Origin of the sequence: Methylocaldum sp. GT1BB (assembly GCF_051027545.1) — a bacterium.
GTDB lineage: Bacteria > Pseudomonadota > Gammaproteobacteria > Methylococcales > Methylococcaceae > Methylocaldum.
In genome coordinates, this window is sequence record NZ_CP194902.1 from 4,688,801 (window position 1) to 4,711,380 (window position 22,580).

Below are 22,580 nucleotides of genomic sequence, written 5' to 3' on the forward strand. Positions count from 1 at the left end.
ATGCTCGCGAAGGCAGAAACGCCAATCCTTCAGATCGATGACCTCCGGTTCACGGTCCAGCGGAGCGCGCGCCGCAGAACGATGCAGATCACCGTGGAGCGCAGCGGCGACTTGGTGCTCTGCGCGCCGTCGGAAGTGGACGAAGCCGCGCTGCGCGCATTCGTCTTGGAGAAACGTTTCTGGATCTACACCAAGCTGGCCGAGAAAGATCGCCTACAGCGCCCGATTCCCCGCAAGGAGTATGTCGGCGGCGAGGGTTTCCTCTACCTGGGGCGCAGCCATCGGCTGAAGGTGGTCGATGAACAGGACGCTCCGCTGAAGCTGTCCGGTGGCCGATTCTGCTTGCGCCGCGACGCCTTGCCTGCTGCGCGCGAGCACTTCATCCGCTGGTACAGCGAGCGCGCCAAGGCCTGGCTGTCCGGCCGCGTGGCCGAGCACCAGTCACGGATGGAGGTGGCGCCTGCCGGCGTGAAGGTGCAGGACCTGGGCTACCGCTGGGGCTCGTGCGGCAAGGGGGACTGGCTGTACTTCCACTGGAAGGCGGTCTTGCTGCCCGCGCGCATCGCGGAATACGTGGTGGTGCACGAAATCGCCCACCTGCACGAGCCGCACCACACCCCCGCATTCTGGCTGCGCGTGGAGCGCGCCATGCCTGACTACGCGCAGCGCAAGGCCTGGCTGGCCGAGCACGGAATCGATGTCGAAGGAATTTGAAGAACGATGGCGGACTATTTCACCAGTGACTACTTCAAGCTGCTGAATAAGTGGAAGGGGACGGTCTACGACAAGACCAACCCGGAGCAGCAAAAGGTTTATGAGGAATTGAGCCAAGCATTCGATGTTACGAAGCGCTGGGCTGAGGCTGTTCAACAGAGTTTTTTTCCTATGGGCTGGACCAAGACAGTCCGAAAGCCGACCGACCAGTGGCAAAAAAAGTTCATTTCATACAACTGGGGACGAATCTACCCGTCTTCCGAGTCACCGAAAGAGTTGGCCTACACCGTCGGGATCGATGCAGTTCACGGTTTCGTCGTCAAGATCGATCTGGTCGACACTCAAACAGATGACTTCACACTGCGCCCTAAGTACGAGGCTATCCGCGGGCCTGTCACGGCATCGCCCATCGTGGCCGTATTGCCTGCGACCGACGGACTGACCAAGTCGTTTGACGAGTTGGTGGCGTGGACCGTGGAGGCTATCCGCAACTTCAAACTGCGCTACGACGAGGTAGTCGCCAAGCTGAACCTGGGCAAGACCCTGAGCGACGAGGACCTGCTCAAACACTTCGACGGCAAGCCGGTCTTCAGGACCTTCCGGGCGTCCTGGCCTTCCCAGGACAAGGCGCTGTTCTGCCGGTTGGCGCGAGCCGTTCACGCTGCCGGCCTGGACTGGTGGCATATGGGCAAGGGCGTCCAGGTGCGCTTCGGACGCAAGAATCCTGGCAGCGAGCGCGCCGTCGGTGTGCTCGGCGTGATTCGAGGCACCCGGACACGGAAGATCTCGTGGACGCGGGAGGTCGGCACGGTACCCAAGCTCCACCGCGAACCGTTGACGGAGGATCTGGTCGCGAGGATCGAGGCAACCCTGTCGGCCGAGCGTGACTCGCTCGACGACTGGCTGGTGCTCGACACGGAGCGGCCGGGTCTGTGGCCCGATGAACTGCGCGACGACCCGGCGGAGCCGGGTGAAGACTCCAATGAGGAGGAAGCGGCCGATACCGATGCGGTGAGCCAGCCCATCAACCGCATTTATTACGGTCCGCCGGGCACGGGAAAGACCTACGAGCTCTCGAAGCTGCTCAAGCGCGAATATGAGCAGGCCATGACCTCGGTGTCCAACGAGGAATGGCGCAGCCAGTTCATCGCCGAGAAGATTGCGATCCTGAAGTGGTGGGAGGCCGCAGCCGCAGCGTTGTACGACCTGGGTGGCAAAGGGAAGGTCAGCGATCTTACGGAGCACCCCTTCATCAAGGCGGTGATCGCCGCCAACGGGCCGAACCGGAACATCCGGCAAACCCTCTGGCAGACGCTGAATTCCCACGCGGTCGAGGACTCCGCAACGGTGAAGCTGAAAAAGCGCCTCGCACCTGGCGTTTTTGACAAGTCGGCAGATTCGGTCTGGCATTTGGCTGGCGACTGGCGGGACACCTGCGAGGATCTGGTTCGCGTGGTCGATGAACTGAAAGCCGGCCACCGCGACACCGGAGCGGTCCAGCGCTACAGCTTCGTCACCTTCCACCAATCCTACGGTTACGAGGAATTCGTCGAGGGGCTTCGGCCGGTCCTCGACGGCGACACGGAGGCTGGCGAAATCCAATACGAAATCCGTTCGGGCGTCTTCAAGGGTTTGTGTCGCAGGGCGCGGCTCGCACCGGATCAGCGTTTCGCGATGGTGATCGACGAGATCAACCGGGGCAACATCAGCAAGATCTTCGGCGAACTGATCACCTTGATCGAACCCGACAAGCGCGAAGGCGCCGAGAACGCGGTCTCGGTGACCTTGCCTTATTCCGGCGATAGCTTTTCGGTGCCGGCCAATGTCGACATCATCGGCACGATGAACACGGCAGACCGCTCCCTTGCGCTGCTGGATACCGCGCTACGCCGCCGGTTCGAGTTCGTGCCGGTGATGCCGGATGCTCGCGATGAACCGGGCGCGCCTCTCGCAGGTCTGCGCGTCAGTCTGGGCGAGCAAGTGATCGACGTACCTCGCATGCTCGACGCGATCAACCAGCGCGTCGAGGCACTGTACGACCGGGACCATTGCATCGGCCACGCGTACTTCACACCGTTGGCCAAAGTGCCTGACGGAGACGAACGACTGGTGGCGCTGCAGCAGGTGTTCAGCACGCGCATCCTGCCTTTGCTCGAAGAGTACTTCTTCGAGGACTGGCAGAAGATTCGTCTTGTTCTGGCCGACAACCAGAAGCCATCAGCCGCGCAGTTCGTGCTGGAAAGCCAGGATCACGAGGATGATCTGGCTCGCCTGTTCGGTGGCGACCACGGACTGGACAGCTACGCCACCAAGCGCCGCTACGCGGTGCAGGAGGCCGCATTCTCCAATCCGGATGCCTACATTGGCATCTACCAGACCTTGTCGACATGAATGCCGGGGCGCGGGTAAGCGGCATCACGATCTACGAATTCGACGCACTGATGGCAGCGAGGTCGGACTTCGCGGGCGCCGAGGGCTTGCATCCCATCCCAGACAACGTTTACAGGTGGCTTGAGGATCAGTGCTTGCGGGTCGCCGAGCAAGGAGAGGCGTCGTGGCTGCGCCTGGCCCAGCGACGCGGGCGTCGCGTCGTGCAGGTCACCAGTTTCGTCGGTGTGATCCGCGCCCCGGACGGTTTCCAGATCGAGGTGCTGCCCAAGGTCGGCAAGGCGATCGGCGGCGGTGTCGCTGAGGCGCGTCAGCTGCTGATCGAAATGCTCTGCTGCCTCCAAGGTTTCCGCCACGTTCAAATCGACGGCGCCAGGATTTCGGCAGCGCGGATGCCATTGCTGGAGGTCTTCATTGCCGAGTTCCTGCGCACGGTCGACCACATCGTCAAGCGTGGGCTGCGCAGCGACTATTCAAGCAGGCAAGACAATCTCTTCACCCTAAGGGGTAAGCTGCTGATGGCGCCGCATGTGCGGCAGAACCTGTATCGGGCAGACCGCTTCTTCACCGAGCACGACAAGTTCTCGATCGACCGGCCGGAGAACCGTTTACTGCATGCCGCATTGCGGCGTGTGTTGATGCTGTCTGCTTCGCGGCTCAACCAGCAACTGGCCCGCGAGCTGGCGTTCGTGTTCGCGGACGTCCCGGTTTCTGCACAGCCTCGGATCGACTTTCAGCGAGCGAGGCTGGACCGTGGCATGGGTTACTACGCTGATGCGCTAGCCTGGGCGCGGCTCATCCTCGACGAGGAATCGCCCTTGACCGGCACCGGCGGGCACCGTGCGCCGTCACTGCTGTTTCCGATGGAGGCGGTGTTCGAGGCATTCGTCGCCAAGCATCTGGCGAAACAACTGGCGCGGCCCATGATCCTGAAAACCCAGGCCCGTAGTCATCACCTGGTTCGCCATTGTGAACAGAACTGGTTCCGATTGAAGCCCGATCTTCTGATTCGGGATGCCGACCGGGACACGCTGGTGCTAGATTCCAAGTGGAAGCTGCTGGACGGCCTAAAGGCGAATGGCACGGACAAGTACGGCCTCTCGCAAAGTGACTTCTACCAGTTGCAGGCCTACGGCCAGAGCTACCTGGACGGTCGGGGCGATGTCGTCCTCATCTACCCCAAGACGGCCACGTTCGACCGGCCGCTCCCGGTGTTCGAGTTCCCCAAAGTGGAAAGGCTGCGGCTGTGGGTACTGCCGTTCTGTCTGAAGTCACGCCAGCTTTCAGTTCCGGATTGCGCTCCGTTTGCCGATGCGTTCAGAGACATCAGTGATGCAGCCGGCGCCGACTTGGAGTTGTCAAATCTTGGTTGACAACTGCCTCACGCGTAAGCCTCCAGCCGGTTCGCATGAGTTTGCAAAGGTCGACTCGTAGGGCATAGAACTTGAGGCTCTGCGAATCTTGCAGGGTGCCGGCCAGATGCTTTTGTCCCTGATTCATTAAATTAACTTCGCTGTAATCTTACCGATATACGGACCGGCTCAACGATGTTATTTAGATAACTTTGCTAAGGGTTGCCGCGTTTGGCTAATTGAATTCACCCGAGTTTAACCAAAGCAACCCTTTATAGGATCCATCGTTAGTGAGCAAAGGAGATTGCCATGAACGCTCGTCTTACATTTGCTGCGCTTGCTAGTCTGATCGGCTTCTTTGGAACCGCACAGGCAGAAATCTTCGCCGGGGGTCCGGCCTATGGCGGTCCCGGCTCTGTAGGCGGGAATATCAGTTGCCGAATCTTCAATTACGGCTTGTCCCCGGTGACAATCACGCAACGCCAGATATTCACGAACACTAACGAGACCGTCGCTCCCTCTAGCGACACTTGTGACGCCGAACTTCAACCTGCCACGTATTGCGCTTTTGTCGCGCCGATCCAGGGCAACCTGGCCTATTCCTGCTGGCTCACTGCCACAGGGACCGATACCAGGCTCAGCGGCGTCGCCGAGATTCAAGCCTCGGACTTTTCCGTTTTGAATGCTGTTCCCATACAGAAGTAAGCTGTCGAAGACGCAGTGCCGGCGGAAAGTCTGCTGACAAATTGCGGTGTCAACCCATTCTTGTTTCCGTCCGGCACTGGACTACCTGTTCGCCGCGTTTTGACTCGCACAGCCGTATCAAGCCGCCATGGCGCGGCGACTCGATACGCCGCGATCGCTTGCCTTCCCTTCTGTATTGCTCGTTTTTCGTGGCGCTATCGTATTTTCATGAAGCGATTCCGCGCCTCTGCCGCACTTCGTTTCGCCATGTCGGATTCAGCAAGAGAGTCCGGGCACCTCAGAAGCTCTTTTTTGTTTTTTTAGAGCATTTTCATACCGACTGTACCGGCATTCGCGCGTAGGTCGGGAATCCCTTCCCAATCGCAAACGGGCCTTTAATCGGCCCCTTCCAATCGCAAACGGCGTCTTCGGGAAGGGCGTGGCCGGCGCTCCCGGCCAGGCCGTTTGCGATTGGAGCGCCGAAGCCGCCCTTCCCGACGCCACGTCCTGGCCGAACGTCTTCGTCGGCAAAGGATTGCCGACCTACGAATGCTTGAATTCATTCACCCGAGCCGAAGGCGCCAACGACTTCCGCCAAGCCGGTTTTGCCATACGAGCGCGATGAAAACGCTCTAGCGCACGAGGCACTCGCCTGGAACCGGCAAAACGTCCAACGGTGTCTGTCTGTACATATCGGTCCTCAACGCCGTTCGCCGACCGGTCCTGATCAACCTGCGTAGGCTCATCGGCATTGCCTTTGGAAAAGCCCTACAGGCGGCCGTGGCGCAACAACGCGTGCTATCGCGTGAATATGTCACATTTAATTAACATCCCACCCTATAGACTCTTGCGCCTAAGAACTCCTCAACAAGAACACACGGACGGAGAGACAACTCTCCAGCCGCTCCTTGGAGCGTTTACCCGATGTGAAATTGTGAGGAACGAAAACGAACTTCAATATGAAGAGGAGCATGCGAAATGAGCATAGCGAGACGTCCATCCGCCGTGCGCCTTCGGAATGACTGGAATAAGTTCATCCAGTGGGAAGACCGTGGCCAGTCGGCATCGGACCCCGAGAACACGGCAGAAGCGTACCGCTTCCATCCCGGCGAACTGCCAGAGGATCTTCGCATCCTCATGGTAGGGATCGGCGGACAAGGTGTGGCCAACCTGACCCGGCGACTGCGCGACCTGATCGCCGACCGGTACTGCCATGTGTGTACGGCGGAGCAGCGCGGTGTGGCGCAACGCCGCGCAAGCACCGCCGCCACGCTGATCGCTGGTCGTTCGGTGTGCGCGCCGTCCCTGGCCGTATCGGACGTAGACATCCTGATCGGCCTGGAACCCCTTGAGGCGCTTCGGTATCGCGACCGGCTGCGGCCCGGCTCCTGGTGCCTTCTTTCCGATGTACGCATCGAAACCATCTGTGGCGGGCTCCAGCAGTACGCCTACGCCGACACGCAGGAAATCCTGCGCGAACTGGAAGGGCGAGGCGCTCACTGCGTGCTGATTCCCCTGGCGCAATGGCATCTATCCGAGCGCATGGAAGCGGTTTATGCATCCAGCGCCATGCTCGGATTCTTCTGCGCCGCCTTCGACCTCGACATCCAACGCGCCAAGACGCTCGCCTTCGGCGCTTTGGCGCCACGTACCGCGCACAAGAACATCCGGGCGATGGAATGGGGTTTCCTGCGGTTCTACAGCGAAGCATCCAATAAGCCTCTCTCCAATCCTCAAAAATCATCCGACTGCGTCCACCCCGAATATGGCGAAGCGGAACTCGCCGAAGCCAACGTTTAATCAGAACCGAGAATCGACCGATGCCTTGTTGTTACATGTTTCCAGGTTTGGGGGCGGATTACCCCGGCATGATCGAGAAATTCCGGATTCACCATCCGTGGTCGGAAGAGCTCCTGGCCGCTTGGAGCGAGCTGGTCGGCTGCGATCTCGGTACCGAGCACGGAGCTAGCGATCGGGAGCGCGAAAACCTGCACCAGCTGCGGATACACGCTCTCAACCTCCTGTGGTGGCGCGTCGTACGGCAATCCAGCCCCGACGCGAACTACGGCTGTTGCGGCCATAGCCTGGGTTTTTACGCCGCAGCCGTGGCTGCCTGTTCATTGACCGAGGAAATGTCGTTCCGTTGGCTTCAGGCGATGTTCAGCGTCGCTTGGGACGAATTCGCGGAGAACACCGGAAAAATCTCGGTCATCACCACCAACACCCCCATCGGGGCCCATAGTCTCGCTCACCGTTTCTCCGTGGAAGTGCTCGCGATCAACAGCGCTTACCAAATCGTGGTGTACGGGAGCGAACAAGACATCGAGCAGCTGTGCCGCACTCTTGAGGGGACATTGATTCGCCGGGACGACATCGATGCCCGTATCCCCTTCCACTCGATCCGCATGTGGCGCGTCGCCGAAATAGTCGCCGCGCGGGCTGCCGAACTGGGCTTGACCGTGGCTGCGCCGGTACATGCCTTGTGGTCGCATATCACCGGCGAGCGGCTGCTGTCCGCCGATCAAGTTTTCGCCACGCTTACGCGCCAGCCATGCCAAACCGTGTTGTGGCAACAACTGGTTCGAAATCTCCGTTCGGAGCACTACCGCGAATTTGTGGAAGTCGGTCCCAGCCGGGTATTGAGCCAGATAGCCCGATGGAACGCCCCGGATACCCCGGTGCGGTACGTCGACCATCTGCGCAAGACGAAGCGATCCGAAGCGAGGGCTTGAACATGGCATTTCTCAACGGTTGCGAGGCGGTTGCGCGCGGCGCATGGGAAGCGGGTGCCGCGTTCGTGGGTTCGTATCCCGGCTCGCCGGTCACCGGGGTCGTGGAAGGTCTCCTGCGCTTTCCCGAAATCAAGACCCAATGGATGGCCAACGAGAAGGTCGCCCTGGAGGCGGCCATCGGCGCCGCCCATGCCGGGCAGCGCGCCTTGGCGGTGATGAAGCACGTGGGCTTGAACGTGGCGGCGGATCCGTTCTTCAACGTCGCCTACACCGGCACCCGCGGCGGACTGGTCATCGTCGTCGGCGACGATCCGGGCGCCAAGGCCTCGCAGAACGAGCAGGACACCAGGCAGCTTGCCCAGGCGGCGCACGTCCCCGTGCTCGAACCTTCCGATATCGACGAGGCGCTGATCTTTCCGCGACTCGCTTTCGAAATCAGCGAGCAGTTCGACGTCCCCGTCGTGGTGAGGGTTACGACCCCGATCTGCTACGGCACATCCAGAACGGTGATGGGAGCGAGACGCCAAGTTCTCCCGAATCTGGGCTTCGCCGCCCCGATAGAGAAGTACCTGTTGCTGCCGGCATTCGTCCCGGCCCGGCACAAGGATCTGGTGCGGAGAATCGACCGCTTGGCCAACGGACACTGGAGCCGGTGGTTCATGCAAACCCTGATGCCGGCCGAACGCCTGGAAAAATATCCCTACGGCATCGTGGTGACGGGCTTTCCCTATCATGCCGTCCGCGAACTGTTCGAGGGACGGGCGCCGATTTTGAAGGCCGGCATGAGCTACCCCTTGAATGAAGAAGCGATCCTGGAGTTCGCCGCCCGCTGCGACCGCATTCTGGTGGTCGAGGAATCGAGCCGCTTCCTGGAACAGCGCATCCGCGCCCTGGGCGTCAACGTCGCCGCGCGTCCCCATTTCGACGGGGTCGGCGAATTTTCCCTTAAACATCTCGAGAGTCCGGACATCCCGGAGATCGCGGAACGTCTGCAGGAACGGATCGGCCACAAGCGAAAAGTCATCCCGATCCGGCACCAGGTTACGACGCCGGAAAGCCACTCCGGACTTCCGCTGCCGCCCCGCCCCCCCGGTTTTTGCGCCGGCTGCTCTCATCGCGGGATCTTTTATACGCTGGGCAAGCGCGATCTTTATGTGGTCGGCGACATCGGCTGCTACACCTTGGGTGCGCTGGAACCCCATGGAGCGCTGCATGCGAATCTGTGCATGGGGGCAAGCCTCGGCATCCTGCAGGGCTACCTTGCCGCCATGGGTCCGGAGGCGGCGCGCTCCTGCATCGCCGTGATCGGGGATTCGACCTTCTTTCATTCCGGCATCCCGTCGCTACTGACCGCCGTGACGGCGAAGATACCGGGAACCATCCTGATCCTGGACAATGCCGGAACGGCCATGACCGGCTTCCAGCTCACCAATCGGCCGCTCAAGCGTGACGATTGGGAGCGCCTGTTACACGCACTGGGCGTGCCCGAATTCGCCGTCGTCGATGCCTTGGACGTGGATCAGCTGGAATCCACCCTGGATGCCTTCCTGGCGTCCGACCGCCTGTCCGTCATGGTGGTCAAAGGCGACTGCGTGCAGGGATTGCCGCGGAAAGGGCCGACCAATTACCGGTACACGATCAAAACCGATCTTTGCACCCAGTGCGGGGAATGTCTGAAGGTCGATTGCCCGGCCATCGTGCCGTCCTGGGACCGACAAACCGCTCGGCTGGACTCAGTGGCCATTTCGACCGAATGCATCGGCTGCGGATTGTGTTCGCAGTCGTGTCCCGAGCACGCCATCATCCCGAGAACCCTGTCCTTCAAGTCTTCCGTTCTGACGCGGATGATCGCGCCGGTGCCGTGGCATCGGGTGATCAGAAGGCTCCGCGCGATTCCGCCGATTCGAAAGCTGTTGAACGCGTTCGAAAAAGAGACCCATTGACTGTCTTCTAACACTCTTAACCCCAAACGAGGAAAAAAGCCATGCAAAACGAGCAAATCAAGACCGAACTGAAAAACATCTTCGCTGACCGCCTGAACATGGATATCGCCGCGATCAATGCGGGCGACGATGACGGATTGTTCGATCCGGAAGGATGGAACATCGACTCCATCGACGTGATCGACATCGTGCTCGGCGTGGAACAGACCTTCGGCGTGAAGCTGAAACAGGACGAGGAGGTGCAAGCCCACTTCCGTACCCTCAACACTCTGGCCGACCACATCGGTCAGCTGATCGCGGCAAAAGCCTGAGCTCGCCACAAGCTACCGGTTAAGTCCGCAGGGGAGTATCCATGAAACGCATCGCTATCACGGGCATAGGGATAGTCAGCCCGATCGGCAATAACGCCAGCCAGTTCGAAGCCTCGCTCCGGCTCGGCCGCTCGGGGGTGAAGGAGAACCGCTGGCACGACACCGAGGGCTTCGCCTCGAATCAGCTCGGCAAGATCGAGGGATTCGAGGTCCCGGCGGGTATCGGAAGCCGCGCGAGAAAGCACTATTCGTCGGTCGATCTGTATGCCCTGGCCGCCGCCCAGGAAGCCGTGGATTCGGCGCGCCTCCCGGCCAATTCGGTAGTTCGCGCCGGAACGGGCGTGGTTCTCGGGAGCGGCGGCGCGGTCGCCGATACGGAAGCCTACGTGAGCCGCGCCATTCGGCATGAACCGAGGCGCCCGTCCCGGTTGCTCACCACCAATCCGGACAACGCCGGCAATGTGGTGGCCGCCTATTTCGGTTTCCAGGGGCCGCGCAGCAGCATCATGACGGCCTGCTCGTCCGGCGCCACCGCCTTGGGCTACGCCGCCGATTTCATCCGCGAGGGCTATGCCGACGTGATGCTCGCCGGCGGAGTCGAGGCGGCCTCCTACGTGACCCTGTCCGGTTTCAACGCGCTCGGCGCCTTGAGTCCGACGCTGAGTCGGCCGTTCGATCTGAACCGGGACGGTATCGTCCTCGGCGAGGCGGCGGCGGTACTGGTATTGGAGGACATGGATTACGCCCTGCGGCGCAAGGCGCCGATCCTTGCCGAGTTCGTTTCCTACGGCCTGACCTCGGACGCCAACCACATCACCGCCCCCCATCCCGAAGGGGACGGCATGGCCCGCGCCATGGACATGGCGCTCCGGAAAGGGGGCATACAGCCGGAACAGATACGCTACATCAATGCCCACGGCACCGGCACGCAGCTCAACGACAAGTCGGAAACCGCCGCGGTCAAGCGCGTCTTCGGCGAAAAACCCGACGGGCTTTGCATGAGTACGATCAAGCCGATGATCGGCCACACGCTGTCGGCGGCCGGCGCCATCGAAGCCGCCGCGACGGTGCTGAGCCTGCAAGGCCAGTTCGCCCCGCCGACGCTCAACTACCAGACGCCGGACCCCGAATGCGATCTCGACTACGTGCCGAATCGGGCCCGCAATCACGCGATGGAATACGCCATGTCGAATTCCCTGGCCTTCGGCGGCAATAACACCTCTTTGATTTTCAGACGCTATGAAGGGTGAAATCATGGGATTCGAAGACAAGGTCGCGCTGGTTACCGGCGCCTCGCGCGGCATCGGCCGCGCCATCGCCAAAGCGCTCGCGGAGGCGGGCTGCAAAGTGGCCGTGAATTACGCCAGCAACCGCGACAAGGCGGAAGAACTCTGTCGGGAAATCCACGAGGCCGGCGGAACCGCCCGCGCCTATCCGGCGAACGTGGCGACGGCCGCCGAGGTGGAGTCCATGGTCGAGGCGGTGACCGGCGATCTCGGACCGATCGAGGTCCTGGTCAACAATGCCGGCATACTGCGCGACAGTTTTCTCGCCATGATGTCGGAGGCGGCTTTCGACGACGTGGTCGACACCAATCTGAAAGGCACCTTTCTGGTGTCCCGCGCCGTCGTCAAGGACATGATGCGGCGGCGCTTCGGGCGTATCGTCAACGTGGTGTCGATCAGCGGCCTGATCGGAACGCCGGCGCAGGCCAACTATGCCGCCTCCAAGGGTGGCGTCATCGCCATGACCCGCTCGCTCTCCAAGGAACTGGCCCGCTACGGCATCAGCGTCAATGCGCTGGCGCCCGGATTCGTGGACACCGACATGCTGGCCGGCATGAATCCGAAACAGCTTGAGCCGCTGATCAAGTCGGTTCCCATGGGCCGCGCCGGAACCCCGGAGGAAGTCGCCCGTGTCGCTTGCTTTCTGGCGTCGCCCGAAAACAGCTACATGACCGGCCAGGTGATCGTCGTGGACGGAGGTCTCAGTGTCTGAGAACGCGCGGGTCTACCGCTTGAACCGCCCCACCCGGTTGACGCTTCGCGCCAGTGCGACCCTGGTCGTCGACGGGCCGCGGCGCTTCCTGGTGGACGACGGCGACTTCGCCACGGCGGCGGAACTCGACGCGGTCTTGCGCGGCGTGGTCGGCTTCGGTCTGGACGGCATCACCGACGCCTATTTCACGCACCTGCATTTCGACCATTACAAAGCGTCGGCCCCCGAGTGCCGGAGATGGCGGATTCATGTCCCCCGACAGGAATATCGATTCGTGTGCGAATTGATGCGCTACCGGGAAGACCGCGCAGCTTACAAGGCCTTCCTCAAGGAGAGCCATGAGCTCATCGCGCCGGTGTTTCTGCGCGAATTCCTGCGTCTCGCCACGGATTCGCGCTACGACTTCGAATCGTCCGACCGTGCATGCGAATTCCATCTCTGCGACCCCGGCGAGCAGCTCTCGCCGCACGTCGCCACGGTGGACCTGGCCGGTCATTGCCCCGGCCAGATGGGCCTCTGGGTGGACACCGAACAGGGCGCCTGCATGATCGCCGGCGATGCGGTGCTGTCCTTGGACGACTTTCTCGCCACGGGCATCGACCATCATCTGATCGTCCACGATCGGGAACGGCTCCTGGCCTCCCGCCGCCGTGTCGCCGAGGCCGACTTCGTCGTGCCCGGCCACGGCGAATGGTTCGATCCCCGGCGCGGCAACCTAACACCTTTTTAACGGAGTTATTCGTCATGACTGATCAGATCGTCATTACCGGCATCGGTATCGTGAGTCCCTTGGGCTCCGACGTCGATACAGCCGTCCGGGCTACGGCCGAGCGGAAGACCGGACTCGCGGAGACCGACCGCTTCGGGCCCGAACGCCGCCTCGGCGCCGTTCAGGGATTCGATGTCGCCGATTACCTGAACCCGAAGAAGGCGCGGCGGATGGACCCGATCAATTGCTACACCATCGCGGCCGGCAGCCAGGCACTGGCTAACGCGGAGCTGCCGTCGGACCTGCGCCGGGACTGCGGCCTCCTGGTGGGAACCGGTTTTTCCGGCCTCAACAGCGTCGTGGAGCATCAGAAGAAGTTCCTGCGCGACGGCATCAAGACCCTGAGCCCCGCCCATTTCCCGACCACGGTGTACAACGCCAGCGCCGGCCTCGCCGCGATCGAGCTCGGCGTGGCCGGTCCCAACTCCACCGTCACCGGCGTCGACGTCAGCGGCGAATACGCGCTCCTGTACGCGTCCATGATGCTCCGCCAGGGACTCGCCGAACGCATCCTGGTGGTGGGCGCCGACGAGCTCAGCCCGGCGCTGGTGGAAGCCTTCCACGATTTGGGCCTGGCCGGCGACAAGGATTCCTACCCGTTCGCCCGCCGCCGTTCCGGCTTCGCCCTGGGCGAGGGCGCGGCAGCCCTGCTGTTGGAGACCGAACGAGCCGCGCTGGAGCGCGGGGCGAAGATTCTCGGAACCATCGAAGGCATCGGCCTGCGATCGTCGGCCAAGGACGCGTTCCGCCACGATTCCGATGGGGCCGTCGCGGCGATCGATCAGGCGCTGACTCGAGCCGGGTGCGAACTCGCCGATATGGACTGGGTATCCAGCCCCGCCAACGGCGGCAAAAACCTGGATCGCTCGGACGCGGAGGTCTGGCGGCAGGCGCTCGGCGACTCCTCGGCGAGAGTTTCGGCGATCAAGGCTTATACCGGCGAATTCGCCGCCTCCGGCGTCCTGCGCCTGGCTTTGGGCATCGCTTGCGCCCAGCGCGGAGTCGTCCCGGCGATGAACGAGGGCGTGGACTACGACGAAGGCATTGCCTCCCTTCTCAATTACAGCACGGCACGGGAGCGGGTATCCCGCTTCCTGCACCACGGATCGGGCGTCGGCGGCAGCCACGTCTCCGTGGTCGTCGGCTGCGACTGCGCGGCATAGGACCCAGAGCCATGCGACTCGAACGTTCCGACATCGAATCCCTCCTGCCTCACCGTCACCCCATCCTGATGCCGAACTACATCGACATCGAGACACCGGGCGCGGCCGGGACCGGTCACGTCACCTTGGCCGAGGACCGGATCCTATGGAACGACTGGACCGGGCGCGATCTCGCCGACGAACTGGTGCTGGAAAGCGCCGCGCAGATCATGGGCGTGGTGCTCGCCACCGGCGCGGATCGCCCTGAATCGCGCGAGGACGCCCGCCATTTGCTCCTCGGATTCGAGCAAGTGGAGTTCAATGCACCCGCCGATCCGGAACGGGACATCCGTATCGAAGTCCGCATCGAAGCCCGCTTCGGCGGGCTGTGCCGGGGCGGCTTCCGGGCACTTCAGGGCGACGCCGTCGTCGCCGCCGGCAGGCTCACGGTCACGGGAGCTTGAGCCATGACTACGAAATCCTATGTCGTCTCCGGCGAACAACCGGTATTCACGGGCCACTTTCCCGGCAATCCCATACTGCCGGGCGTGTTGCTGCTCGCCTTCGCCCGCAAGGCTCTGACCGAGACCTACGGCCGTCCTTGCCGCATACGCCGCATCGTGCGGCAAAAGTTTCCCGCACCGGTGCTGCCGTCCCAGACCGTTCAGGTGGAATGCGTGCCTACCGGAAGCGATCGCCTGCCGACTGAAGTCGCCTGCCGCTTCGTCAATCAGGACGGCGTCCTGGTCGCCAAAGCGGACCTTGTGGTCGAGTTTTCGTCATGAACCGTCGTTCCGCATTGAAAGCACTGGCCGTCCTCGGGGGACTCGGATTGGGTGCCGGGGCGACCTTCCGCGTCGACGCCAAAGGCCGGCCGAACCTCGTCAGGCTTCCGAACGCCTTCGACGAAGTCGACCACTTCGGGGTCACGCATCAGGTTCGGGACGGCGTTTCCTTCAAGGTCCCCGAGCCTTCTCTGCGCAAGGATATCGTCATCGTGGGCGGCGGCATTTCGGGGCTGACCGCACTGTATCGGCTCGGCGAGTATGATTGCCTGCTGGTCGAAAAGGAGGACGCTCTCGGCGGCAACTCGCGGCGCCGGCAAAGCGGCGGCATTCATTACCCCTTGGGAGCGCTGGTCAGCCAGGGCCCGGTGGCCCCCTTCATTGATTTCTTCCGGGAACTGGACGTGCCGTTCGAGCCCGTTCTGGGTCCCAGACTGGCCTACCATGTCCGCGGCCGCCTGGTCGAAGACCCCTTGGCGGAAGAAGGCTGGCGCCACCTGCCCTTCTCGAAGCGGGAGCGCGAGGGGTTCCGCCGCGTGCGCGACGATCTGGCGGCGCTACGTCACCCCATTGACGGGATATTCTTTCCGCGCGCCGACAATCGGGCGGACATCCGCCAGCTCGACCGCGTCACGCTGAGCCGGTATCTCGCGGACAAAGACTACCCGGAGGCCGTGAACCATTTCCTGAAACTGATGCTGAGCTCCCGTCTCGGCGAAACCGGCGAGGACGTCTCCGCCTGGATCGCCCTCTACCTGCTTTCGAATCTCCCGGCGCCCGCCTATACCCTGCCCGGCGGACATGGAGCCATCTCCGATATCCTGCGCGAGCGCTGCGAAGCGATCCGTCCGAACGCCTTGATGACCGGATTCACCGCGATCAGGGTCGAGAACCGTCGGGACGGCAAGGTTTGGGTGACGGGATGCACGGACGACGGTTCGCTGCAAACCATCGAGGCCCGTTGCGCCGTGATGGCCGTCCCCAAGGTGTTCGCAAAGCACGCCGTGGTGGGTTTGCGCGAGGAGCGGCCGGACGTTTACGACCGGTTTCGCTACAACGCCTACCTGGTCGCCCAGGTGGAACTGTCGAGACGGGTCGCCCCCGCCTTCGAGACCGCGAGCGCCTCGAGGTTCAGCCGTTTCATCGTCGCCGCCGACTGGCTTCGCAGCAATCGCGATCCGAAAGGATCGAGCCATTTGACCGTGTACGTCCCGTATCCCGGCAGCGCGGGCCGCATCGAACTGTTCGGCGGCTCGGCCAAGCAGCTCGCGGCGCGCATCGTCGGCGATCTCAATGCCATCCTGCCCCGAAGCCGCGGCGCCATCGAGACGGTTCGGCTCCACCGCTGGGGACACCCGATGGTCGGGTGTACGCCCGGCATGGACGAAGTCCTGAATGCCGCCAAGCAGCCGTTCGGCAACGTCGTCTTCGCGCACAGCGACTCGTTCGGCATCGCGGGACTTTATTCCGCCGTATGGACGGGCATGGAGGCCAGCAGCGATGCCCGAATCGTCTTGGAAGAAATCTAGCCGGTTTCTATCGCCGTATCCCGTTCAACCATCCAGAAGAGAGTGAACCATGATGTCAATGAAACGACTGCTTTCCGTACTTGTGCTCGCATCCATCAGCGCCCACGGCTTCGCGGCCGACGTAATCTACCTCAAGGGCGCCGAGGCCAAAGACGCGCTGGCGAAATATGAAACCGCCCTGCGCCAAAACCCGGACGATTTCGAGGCATTGAAATCCGCGGGCATCATCCTGCATCAGATCAGCCGCACCGCACCCGACAAGCAGCGGGTCGAGACTGCGGAGCAGTATCTGAAGAAGGCTCAGAAGCTGCACCCGGAGGATCAGGAGGTGGCCGGCTGGCTGGGCAGCGTGATCACCATGAAAGCCCTGTTCGAAACCGATCCGGGCAAGCAGACCTTTTTCGTCAAATCCGGTACGCGCCTGCTCGACAAGGCCGTGCAGAAGGATCCCGACAATCTGGTCGTGCGCCTGACCCGCGCCTACAACAGCATGGAGCTGCCGGTCTTCCTGAAGCGGACCTCGTTCGCCGTGGTCGACTTCAAACATTATCTCGCGCTGTGCGAATCCCGTGAGTGCCCGGCGGAGCACCTGGCGGACGCCCGCGGCAAGCTCGCCGAGGCGGAGAAAATCCTCGCCGAAAACCGCTAAAGCTTACGCATCGGAAGGACATCGACTCATCATGCCGAATACAGACACCAATCGAGCGACGGGCGGCTCCGTCACCGCATCGGGCCCGGCATCGCTCGCCGGGCGCCGCGTGCTGATCGCCGGCGCCAGCGGCGCCATCGGTGCCGCGATCGCCGCAGCCGTCGCCGACGCGGGCGCGCGGGTCTGCCTGCATTACCATCGGAGCAGCGGCCCCGCCGAGCGCTTGGCCGAGCGTATCAACGCGGAGCGGGGACAGTCCCGCGCCTTTCCGGCGCAGGCCGACCTGACCGACCGCGAAGCGGCGGAAAACCTGTTCGATCGCGCGTTCGATCGGCTGGGCGGCGTGGACGTCCTGATCAATTGCATCGGCACGGCGCGCGACGATTCGATCATGATGCTGACCGAACGCGATGCGGACCTCATGCTGCGGGGCAACCTGGCGCCGGTCGTCTACCTGTGCGAGGCAATGCGGCGCAGATGCGCCGCCGGAGATTACGGCCGCATCATCAACATCACCTCGATCACCGGCCTGGTGGGACAACCCATGCGTTCGCTGTACGGGGCGGCGAAAGGCGCGGTCATCGCCTACACCAAGGGACTGGCGCGGGAAATCGCCGGCCGCGGCTGGACCGCCAACTGCATCGCGCCGCAGGTCCTCGACGGCGGCATCGCCGATGTCATGAAACCCCAGGTGCGCGCCGCGATCATGGGCAGCACGCCGATCAAGCGCAGCTGCACCCCTAATGATCTGGTCGGTGCCGCCCTGTTCCTTGCCTCGGCCGAAGCCGGCTTCATCACCGGAACGGTCTTGAACGTCACGGGGGGGCTGGTCACATGGTAAGCCATCCCCGTATCTGGCTCCTGGGGCGCGAAACCTACGCCGGCGCACTCGCGGACATGCTGGCCGCGCAAGGCGCCACGGTCCACCACTCCGAGGAATCGGACGCGACGAATGCCGAATCGGCTACGGAACGTCTGGAACGATCGGCCGAAGCGGCTCACGCGGCGCTCGGCGGAATCGATGCGCTGGTCTTTCTCGACCGCATGCGCCAAGCCTCGGCCGAGCCCGATCCCGATCGCGTGTTGACGGAAGCGATAACTGCGAGCCAGCGGCTGTTCCTCGCGGTACGCGCGCTCGCGCCGAGAATGGCCAAAGACGGCGTCGAAGGCAACGTGATCGTGATCTGCGACGACGCCGCCAGCAGCGGGCGCGAAGGCTTCCTGGCCGGGTCCGCCGCGGGCGGCGCGCTGATCGGCATGAGCAAATGCCTGGCCAAGGAACTCGGCCGCTACCGGATCGCCGTCAACGTCATTTGCCATGGCTTCATCGAGGGCATCGACACCGGCGCCCGGCTCACGGCCCACGAACAAATGTTGTTCAAGGTCATGGGGCTTGCCAGACAGGGCAGTCCGGGTCATCTCGCCGCCAATATCCTGCATCTCGCTCGCGGCGGCCATTGGATGACCGGGCAAGTGCTGCGGGTGGATGACGGTTTGATCATCTAGACACGGGAATGCCGCGAGTTTCAAAGACCACGAGCGAATCACACGAGAACGAAAAACCTATGGGCTTCATTCAAATAAGCGAATTGCACAAGACCTACTGGCTCGGCGAGAGCCAGGTGCATGCGCTCCGCGGCGTTTCCCTCGCCGTGAACGAAGGCGAGCGCTTGTTCCTGGGCGGCCCCTCGGGCAGCGGAAAATCGACGCTGCTCCACATCATCGGCTGTCTCGACCGCTTCGATCAGGGACGTATCGTCGTCGCGGGACGCGATGTCGCCTCCGCCGACGATCGGGCGCTAGCCGACTTCCGCGCGCGCTACATCGGCTTCGTTTTTCAGAATTTCAATCTGCTGCCGGTGCTGACGGTATTCGAGAACGTGGAATATCCCTTGCTCCTGAACGGCGAGAAAAGCGCCAAGAAACGCCGCAGCCGGGTCGAAGGCATGCTCGAGGCCGTGGGGCTGCTCGGACACGCCAAACACTATCCGAACGAGCTTTCCGGCGGGCAGCGACAGCGGGTCGCCATCGCCCGCGCGCTGGTCCATCATCCGCGCCTTCTCATCGCGGACGAGCCGACGGCCAATCTGGATTCCACTACCGGCGAAGCGATCATACAGCTCATGCTGGACCTCTCTCGCGAGCAGGGCTCGACGGTGATCATCTGCACCCATAACCGGGAACTTCTGGAAAATGCCGAACGCTGCATCCTGCTGCGGGACGGCAAGATCGAGAACGACGCGACGGCGGGAACTCAGGGGAGGACGGCGGCATGTTTCTGATCAAGGTTGCCTGGCGCAACATTCTCCGCCACAAGCGTCGTTCGCTGTTCGCCCTACTGACGATTCTCTCGGGCGTCACCGGCATCATCCTGTTCGGCGGTTTCGTCGAGGCCAATTATATTGGCCTTCGGGAATCCGTGATTCGCAGCCAGTACGGGCATCTCCAAATCCACCGCGCGGGCTACGAAGCGAACCATAGGCAAGACCCCGACCGCTACCGCATGCCGCTGGAGCAGGCCGAACGGGTCAAGGCGCTCCTGGAGAGCAACCCCCACGTACAAATGACTTCGCGCAGGCTCGAGTTTACCGCGCTCCTGGGTAACGAAAAGAATAGCCAGGCGTCCATCGTGCGCGGCGTCGACCCGGAGACGGAAACGCTGATCAACTCGGCGCTGACGATCATCGACGGCACCGATCTGGATGAGGAGGAACCCGAGGGCGTATTGCTCGGGGAAGGTCTGGCTCAGGCGCTCAACGTCAAGGTCGGCGACCAGCTCTCGCTGCTCGCGTCCACCGTCAACGGAGTGATGAATGCGGTCGACGTGACGGTCCAGGGCATCTTCCAAAGCTTCGCCAAGGAATACGACGATGCCGCCATGATGATGACGCTCCCGCACGCGCAGCAACTTCTCAATACCCAGTCGGTCGACACCGTCGTGGCGCTATTGGACGAGACCATGGCCTTGGACGCGGTGGTGGCGGACGTGGCCGACCGCAGCCGGGCGCAAGACCTCGGCATCGAATGGATCGAATGGCATAAGCTGGCCACCTTCTACCAGAAGGTGGTCGATCTATACGACGGCTTTTTCCTGTTCATCAATCTGGTGATTTATGTGGTCGTGGTGTTCGGCGTGGCCAACACGATGATCGTCACGGTCATGGAGCGCACCGCCGAGATCGGCACGCTGCGCGCCATGGGCACCCATCGCGGCGGCATCGTCCGGCAGTTCCTGACCGAAGGCCTGATGCTGGCCGTCCTCGGCGCCGTACTCGGCGTCCTCGCAGGTATCGCCCTGACCTATTCGCTGAATGCCCTCGAGATCATGATGCCGCCGCCTCCCGGATCATCCAAGGGCTATCCGCTCCGCATCGCGTACGTTCCCTGGATCTGGGCCGGTTCGGTCGGCGCGGTCGCCCTGATCGCCCTGTTCGCCACCCTGGTGCCGGCCATGCAGGCGGCTCGGAAATCCATCGTCGATGCTCTGAGATACGTTTGATCACTACCCATTCGTGAGGAAACACCCATGAAATCCGTTTTATCCTTCGTAACCGGCGCTCTGCTGCTGGCCTTGTCCGCTTCCGTGGCGGCCGAAGACATGCCGACGGGCGAAACTCCGTCGGCGGTCGAATTGCTTCGGAAAGCCGACGAATACCGCAATTTCAAAGGCAAATCGTTTGCTTTCGAACTCAAGCTGCGCAGCATCGAGCCCGACGAGGCCGAAAAGATCTTTCTGCTCAAGGCCGAGATCCTGAATGCCCACACCTCGCTGATCATCTACGCCGATCCCGTCAGCGAGCGGGGCAAGGCGCTCCTGATGGATCAGAGCAACCTCTGGTTCCACTCGCCCTTGAGCAGCAAGCCCATCCGTATCACGCCACAGCAGCGGCTGCTGGGCGAAGCCTCCAACGGCGACGTCGCCAGTACCGATTTTTCCGGCGACTACGATCCGACCTACCTGAGGCGCGAAACCGTGGACGGCATCCACTGCCACGTCCTCGAACTGAAGGCCAAGCCCGACAGTCTCGCGACCTACGACAAACTGCACCTCTGGATACAGGAGAAGAACTTCATGCCCTACCAGGCGGAGTTTTTCGCGGCTACCGGAAAGCTGCTCAAAACGGCGCGCTATACGCGCTATGAGAAGCTTCCCGACTTGGGCGGCAAGGAGCAATTGGTCACCATCGAGATCCAGAACCCCTTGAGCGCGGGCAAGAAGACCATCATGGAATATTCGCAGTTCAAGGTCACCGAACTCCCGGTTTCCCGGTTCACCGTGTCGGCGCTCAGCAGGCTGAGATGAAATCGACCCGCCACGGCGCAATCGCTCTCATGCTGACGGCAGCCTCCTTCAGCCCCTCGGCCCCGGCCTTCGACCTGGGCGGTGTGGGTGTTCGCGGACAGGCCGAGGCCGCGTGGCAGTATGCGCCGCCCCGCGACGACACGCCCTTCAATCCGGACGGGCGGATTCTGGATTTCCCGGCGCACACGGGCATCCTGGGGCTGCGCCTGTCGCCCATTTACGGCTCTGGCCCCTTCACGCTACGGGGCGATTTCTGGGGACAGGAACGGATACGCAGCACGGATGGGGATGCGGACTTCTACACGCAGGCGGCGGCGCTCGACTGGAACGTTTCCGACAACGTGGTGCTCAGCGGGGGCGTCGACATTTTCAAGTGGGGTCCCGGCTACATCTGGAACCCCAGCAATCCGTTCCAGGACCAGGAGCTGAATTTCGAAGACCGGGTTTTCTCGTACAAGCGGAACGGCGAGGTCTACGCCAGCCTCGACTGGACCGGGGAGGACGGCTGGGGCGCCAGCGCCTACACGCTCAACCATAAGTCTCGGGAAAAAGTCTACGGACCGGATAACCGCTACGAGTGGGCCTACGCCCTGCGCCTGCGCAAGCAGTTCACCAGCAGCGACGCGGCGCTCACCTATGCCCGTATCGGAGACATGAATTTCGTGGGTGGATTCTATTCGGCCGCGATCGGCGACAAGCTCGAACTGCACGGCGAAGTCAGCGTGCGCGACCGCCGCCGGACGGCGCTGCCGCGACGCATCGACCTGCCCGGCGGAACCGAGAGTTTTTATGTATTCGACCGCGACGACCGACGCGAATGGCGGCCGCAATTCCTACTGGGCGGACAGTACACGACCGAAAGCCTGGTCAACGTTATCGTGGAATATCTGTACAACGGCGAAGGCTATAGCGAAGGGGAGTTCGACCGGTTGGAAGACGCCGCCGGATCGAGCACGCCGCTGCTCGACTCCCCCCTGGGACCTGCGGCCGGCGGATTCCTGGGCACGGCGAACACGCTGCTCGGCCGCATGCAGCGCCACTATCTGTTCGCCCGCATCTCCGACAGCCATTTGATCGGCGACCTGGACGCCCGCGCCTTCCTCCGTTACGGAATCGAGGATCAGGGCGTGTTGCTCGGCGGATTATTGCGTTACCCGATACTCGACCGGGCGGCCATTCTCATGGGCGGCCAATACTACGGCGGCGCATCCGGATCGGAAACCCAAGATATCCCCTTCGGTTTCGTCGTGTATTCCGGGTTCGCCCTTTACCTTTGATTTC

Annotated in this window: 23 protein-coding genes; all 23 read left to right on the top strand. The window is 62.5% G+C overall.

The annotated features are described in order from the left end of the window. The 23 genes from ACR2TX_RS22115 to ACR2TX_RS22225 all read left to right on the top strand — a co-directional run bounded on the left by ACR2TX_RS22115 (position 1) and on the right by ACR2TX_RS22225 (position 22,576). On the top strand, positions 1-714 hold the full coding sequence (locus tag ACR2TX_RS22115; RefSeq protein ID WP_434130725.1) for a M48 family metallopeptidase: 714 nt from the start codon (positions 1-3) through the stop codon (positions 712-714). Between the two features lie 6 nt (positions 715-720). Then, positions 721-3,105 (top strand): McrB family protein, encoded by a 2,385-nt coding sequence (locus ACR2TX_RS22120; RefSeq protein WP_434130726.1) that lies wholly within the window; start codon positions 721-723, stop codon positions 3,103-3,105. Further along, positions 3,102-4,475 (top strand): McrC family protein, encoded by a 1,374-nt coding sequence (locus ACR2TX_RS22125; protein ID WP_434130727.1) that lies wholly within the window; start codon positions 3,102-3,104, stop codon positions 4,473-4,475. Before ACR2TX_RS22120 ends, ACR2TX_RS22125 begins: the two co-directional genes overlap by 4 nt. A 288-nt stretch (positions 4,476-4,763) precedes the next feature. Further along, entirely contained in the window at positions 4,764-5,159 is a 396-nt protein-coding gene (locus tag ACR2TX_RS22130) for a hypothetical protein (protein ID WP_077730633.1), read from the top strand. Positions 5,160-5,577: 418 nt separating this feature from the next. After that, the gene (locus tag ACR2TX_RS22135; protein WP_434130728.1) at positions 5,578-5,763 is read left to right on the top strand and encodes a hypothetical protein; all 186 of its coding nucleotides are present in this window, start codon (positions 5,578-5,580) and stop codon (positions 5,761-5,763) included. Positions 5,764-6,116: 353 nt separating this feature from the next. After that, the gene (locus ACR2TX_RS22140) at positions 6,117-6,938 is read left to right on the top strand and encodes a 2-oxoacid:acceptor oxidoreductase family protein (protein WP_077730634.1); all 822 of its coding nucleotides are present in this window, start codon (positions 6,117-6,119) and stop codon (positions 6,936-6,938) included. A gap of 68 nt (positions 6,939-7,006) precedes the next feature. After that, entirely contained in the window at positions 7,007-7,870 is an 864-nt protein-coding gene (locus ACR2TX_RS22145) for an ACP S-malonyltransferase (protein ID WP_434130729.1), read from the top strand. Positions 7,871-7,872: 2 nt separating this feature from the next. Continuing rightward, positions 7,873-9,813: a thiamine pyrophosphate-dependent enzyme gene (locus ACR2TX_RS22150; protein ID WP_166642544.1), complete on the top strand. Its 1,941-nt coding sequence runs from the start codon at positions 7,873-7,875 to the stop codon at positions 9,811-9,813. 41 nt (positions 9,814-9,854) lie between these two features. Next, the gene (locus ACR2TX_RS22155) at positions 9,855-10,124 is read left to right on the top strand and encodes an acyl carrier protein (protein WP_077730637.1); all 270 of its coding nucleotides are present in this window, start codon (positions 9,855-9,857) and stop codon (positions 10,122-10,124) included. Between the two features lie 41 nt (positions 10,125-10,165). Then, positions 10,166-11,374: a beta-ketoacyl-[acyl-carrier-protein] synthase family protein gene (locus ACR2TX_RS22160; protein WP_086133521.1), complete on the top strand. Its 1,209-nt coding sequence runs from the start codon at positions 10,166-10,168 to the stop codon at positions 11,372-11,374. A gap of 4 nt (positions 11,375-11,378) precedes the next feature. Continuing rightward, the gene (gene fabG / locus ACR2TX_RS22165) at positions 11,379-12,122 is read left to right on the top strand and encodes a 3-oxoacyl-[acyl-carrier-protein] reductase (protein WP_077730716.1); all 744 of its coding nucleotides are present in this window, start codon (positions 11,379-11,381) and stop codon (positions 12,120-12,122) included. Then, positions 12,115-12,852 carry an MBL fold metallo-hydrolase gene (locus tag ACR2TX_RS22170; protein ID WP_434113374.1) on the top strand — a complete coding sequence of 246 codons (738 nt, stop codon included), beginning with the start codon at positions 12,115-12,117 and terminating at the stop codon, positions 12,850-12,852. Before fabG ends, ACR2TX_RS22170 begins: the two co-directional genes overlap by 8 nt. A gap of 14 nt (positions 12,853-12,866) precedes the next feature. After that, positions 12,867-14,054, top strand: a complete 1,188-nt coding sequence (locus ACR2TX_RS22175) for a beta-ketoacyl-[acyl-carrier-protein] synthase family protein (protein WP_168183756.1) — start codon at positions 12,867-12,869, stop codon at positions 14,052-14,054. Positions 14,055-14,065: 11 nt separating this feature from the next. Beyond that, on the top strand, positions 14,066-14,497 hold the full coding sequence (locus ACR2TX_RS22180; RefSeq protein ID WP_434113377.1) for a hypothetical protein: 432 nt from the start codon (positions 14,066-14,068) through the stop codon (positions 14,495-14,497). Between the two features lie 3 nt (positions 14,498-14,500). After that, complete coding sequence (locus tag ACR2TX_RS22185; protein WP_434113379.1) at positions 14,501-14,818, top strand: hypothetical protein; 318 nt, start codon at positions 14,501-14,503, stop codon at positions 14,816-14,818. Continuing rightward, complete coding sequence (locus tag ACR2TX_RS22190) at positions 14,815-16,347, top strand: FAD-dependent oxidoreductase (protein ID WP_434113381.1); 1,533 nt, start codon at positions 14,815-14,817, stop codon at positions 16,345-16,347. The genes ACR2TX_RS22185 and ACR2TX_RS22190 overlap by 4 nt, the downstream gene beginning before the upstream one ends. A gap of 49 nt (positions 16,348-16,396) precedes the next feature. Then, positions 16,397-16,996, top strand: coding sequence for a tetratricopeptide repeat protein (locus tag ACR2TX_RS22195; RefSeq protein WP_143735174.1), 600 nt, complete (start codon positions 16,397-16,399; stop codon positions 16,994-16,996). A 31-nt stretch (positions 16,997-17,027) separates the two neighbouring features. Beyond that, on the top strand, positions 17,028-17,837 hold the full coding sequence (locus tag ACR2TX_RS22200; RefSeq protein ID WP_077730645.1) for an SDR family NAD(P)-dependent oxidoreductase: 810 nt from the start codon (positions 17,028-17,030) through the stop codon (positions 17,835-17,837). Continuing rightward, positions 17,831-18,502 (top strand): SDR family NAD(P)-dependent oxidoreductase, encoded by a 672-nt coding sequence (locus ACR2TX_RS22205; protein ID WP_086133514.1) that lies wholly within the window; start codon positions 17,831-17,833, stop codon positions 18,500-18,502. The genes ACR2TX_RS22200 and ACR2TX_RS22205 overlap by 7 nt, the downstream gene beginning before the upstream one ends. Before the next feature lie 59 nt (positions 18,503-18,561). Continuing rightward, positions 18,562-19,278, top strand: a complete 717-nt coding sequence (locus ACR2TX_RS22210) for an ABC transporter ATP-binding protein (RefSeq protein WP_086133513.1) — start codon at positions 18,562-18,564, stop codon at positions 19,276-19,278. Next, a complete protein-coding gene (locus tag ACR2TX_RS22215; RefSeq protein ID WP_156879829.1) occupies positions 19,269-20,495 on the top strand; it encodes an FtsX-like permease family protein in 1,227 nt (408 codons plus the stop codon). Before ACR2TX_RS22210 ends, ACR2TX_RS22215 begins: the two co-directional genes overlap by 10 nt. 27 nt (positions 20,496-20,522) lie before the next feature. Further along, on the top strand, positions 20,523-21,299 hold the full coding sequence (locus tag ACR2TX_RS22220) for an outer membrane lipoprotein-sorting protein (RefSeq protein ID WP_434113387.1): 777 nt from the start codon (positions 20,523-20,525) through the stop codon (positions 21,297-21,299). Beyond that, positions 21,296-22,576 carry a hypothetical protein gene (locus tag ACR2TX_RS22225; protein WP_434130730.1) on the top strand — a complete coding sequence of 427 codons (1,281 nt, stop codon included), beginning with the start codon at positions 21,296-21,298 and terminating at the stop codon, positions 22,574-22,576. Before ACR2TX_RS22220 ends, ACR2TX_RS22225 begins: the two co-directional genes overlap by 4 nt. Positions 22,577-22,580 lie beyond the last annotated feature (4 nt).

What these genes read in the sequence shown, in the direction of transcription:
- ACR2TX_RS22200 (WP_077730645.1), top strand. Translation starts at nt 17,028, where the DNA reads ATGCCGAATACAGACACCAATCGAGCGACGGGCGGCTCCGTCACCGCA.
- ACR2TX_RS22225 (WP_434130730.1), top strand. Translation starts at nt 21,296, where the DNA reads ATGAAATCGACCCGCCACGGCGCAATCGCTCTCATGCTGACGGCAGCC.
- ACR2TX_RS22175 (WP_168183756.1), top strand. Translation starts at nt 12,867, where the DNA reads ATGACTGATCAGATCGTCATTACCGGCATCGGTATCGTGAGTCCCTTG.
- ACR2TX_RS22120 (WP_434130726.1), top strand. Translation starts at nt 721, where the DNA reads ATGGCGGACTATTTCACCAGTGACTACTTCAAGCTGCTGAATAAGTGG.
- ACR2TX_RS22180 (WP_434113377.1), top strand. Translation starts at nt 14,066, where the DNA reads ATGCGACTCGAACGTTCCGACATCGAATCCCTCCTGCCTCACCGTCAC.
- ACR2TX_RS22145 (WP_434130729.1), top strand. Translation starts at nt 7,007, where the DNA reads ATGATCGAGAAATTCCGGATTCACCATCCGTGGTCGGAAGAGCTCCTG.
- ACR2TX_RS22215 (WP_156879829.1), top strand. Translation starts at nt 19,269, where the DNA reads ATGTTTCTGATCAAGGTTGCCTGGCGCAACATTCTCCGCCACAAGCGT.
- ACR2TX_RS22195 (WP_143735174.1), top strand. Translation starts at nt 16,397, where the DNA reads ATGATGTCAATGAAACGACTGCTTTCCGTACTTGTGCTCGCATCCATC.
- ACR2TX_RS22125 (WP_434130727.1), top strand. Translation starts at nt 3,102, where the DNA reads ATGAATGCCGGGGCGCGGGTAAGCGGCATCACGATCTACGAATTCGAC.
- ACR2TX_RS22130 (WP_077730633.1), top strand. Translation starts at nt 4,764, where the DNA reads ATGAACGCTCGTCTTACATTTGCTGCGCTTGCTAGTCTGATCGGCTTC.
- ACR2TX_RS22140 (WP_077730634.1), top strand. Translation starts at nt 6,117, where the DNA reads ATGAGCATAGCGAGACGTCCATCCGCCGTGCGCCTTCGGAATGACTGG.
- ACR2TX_RS22220 (WP_434113387.1), top strand. Translation starts at nt 20,523, where the DNA reads ATGAAATCCGTTTTATCCTTCGTAACCGGCGCTCTGCTGCTGGCCTTG.
- ACR2TX_RS22115 (WP_434130725.1), top strand. Translation starts at nt 1, where the DNA reads ATGCTCGCGAAGGCAGAAACGCCAATCCTTCAGATCGATGACCTCCGG.
- ACR2TX_RS22210 (WP_086133513.1), top strand. Translation starts at nt 18,562, where the DNA reads ATGGGCTTCATTCAAATAAGCGAATTGCACAAGACCTACTGGCTCGGC.
- ACR2TX_RS22205 (WP_086133514.1), top strand. Translation starts at nt 17,831, where the DNA reads ATGGTAAGCCATCCCCGTATCTGGCTCCTGGGGCGCGAAACCTACGCC.
- ACR2TX_RS22190 (WP_434113381.1), top strand. Translation starts at nt 14,815, where the DNA reads ATGAACCGTCGTTCCGCATTGAAAGCACTGGCCGTCCTCGGGGGACTC.
- ACR2TX_RS22155 (WP_077730637.1), top strand. Translation starts at nt 9,855, where the DNA reads ATGCAAAACGAGCAAATCAAGACCGAACTGAAAAACATCTTCGCTGAC.
- ACR2TX_RS22150 (WP_166642544.1), top strand. Translation starts at nt 7,873, where the DNA reads ATGGCATTTCTCAACGGTTGCGAGGCGGTTGCGCGCGGCGCATGGGAA.
- ACR2TX_RS22160 (WP_086133521.1), top strand. Translation starts at nt 10,166, where the DNA reads ATGAAACGCATCGCTATCACGGGCATAGGGATAGTCAGCCCGATCGGC.
- fabG (WP_077730716.1), top strand. Translation starts at nt 11,379, where the DNA reads ATGGGATTCGAAGACAAGGTCGCGCTGGTTACCGGCGCCTCGCGCGGC.
- ACR2TX_RS22185 (WP_434113379.1), top strand. Translation starts at nt 14,501, where the DNA reads ATGACTACGAAATCCTATGTCGTCTCCGGCGAACAACCGGTATTCACG.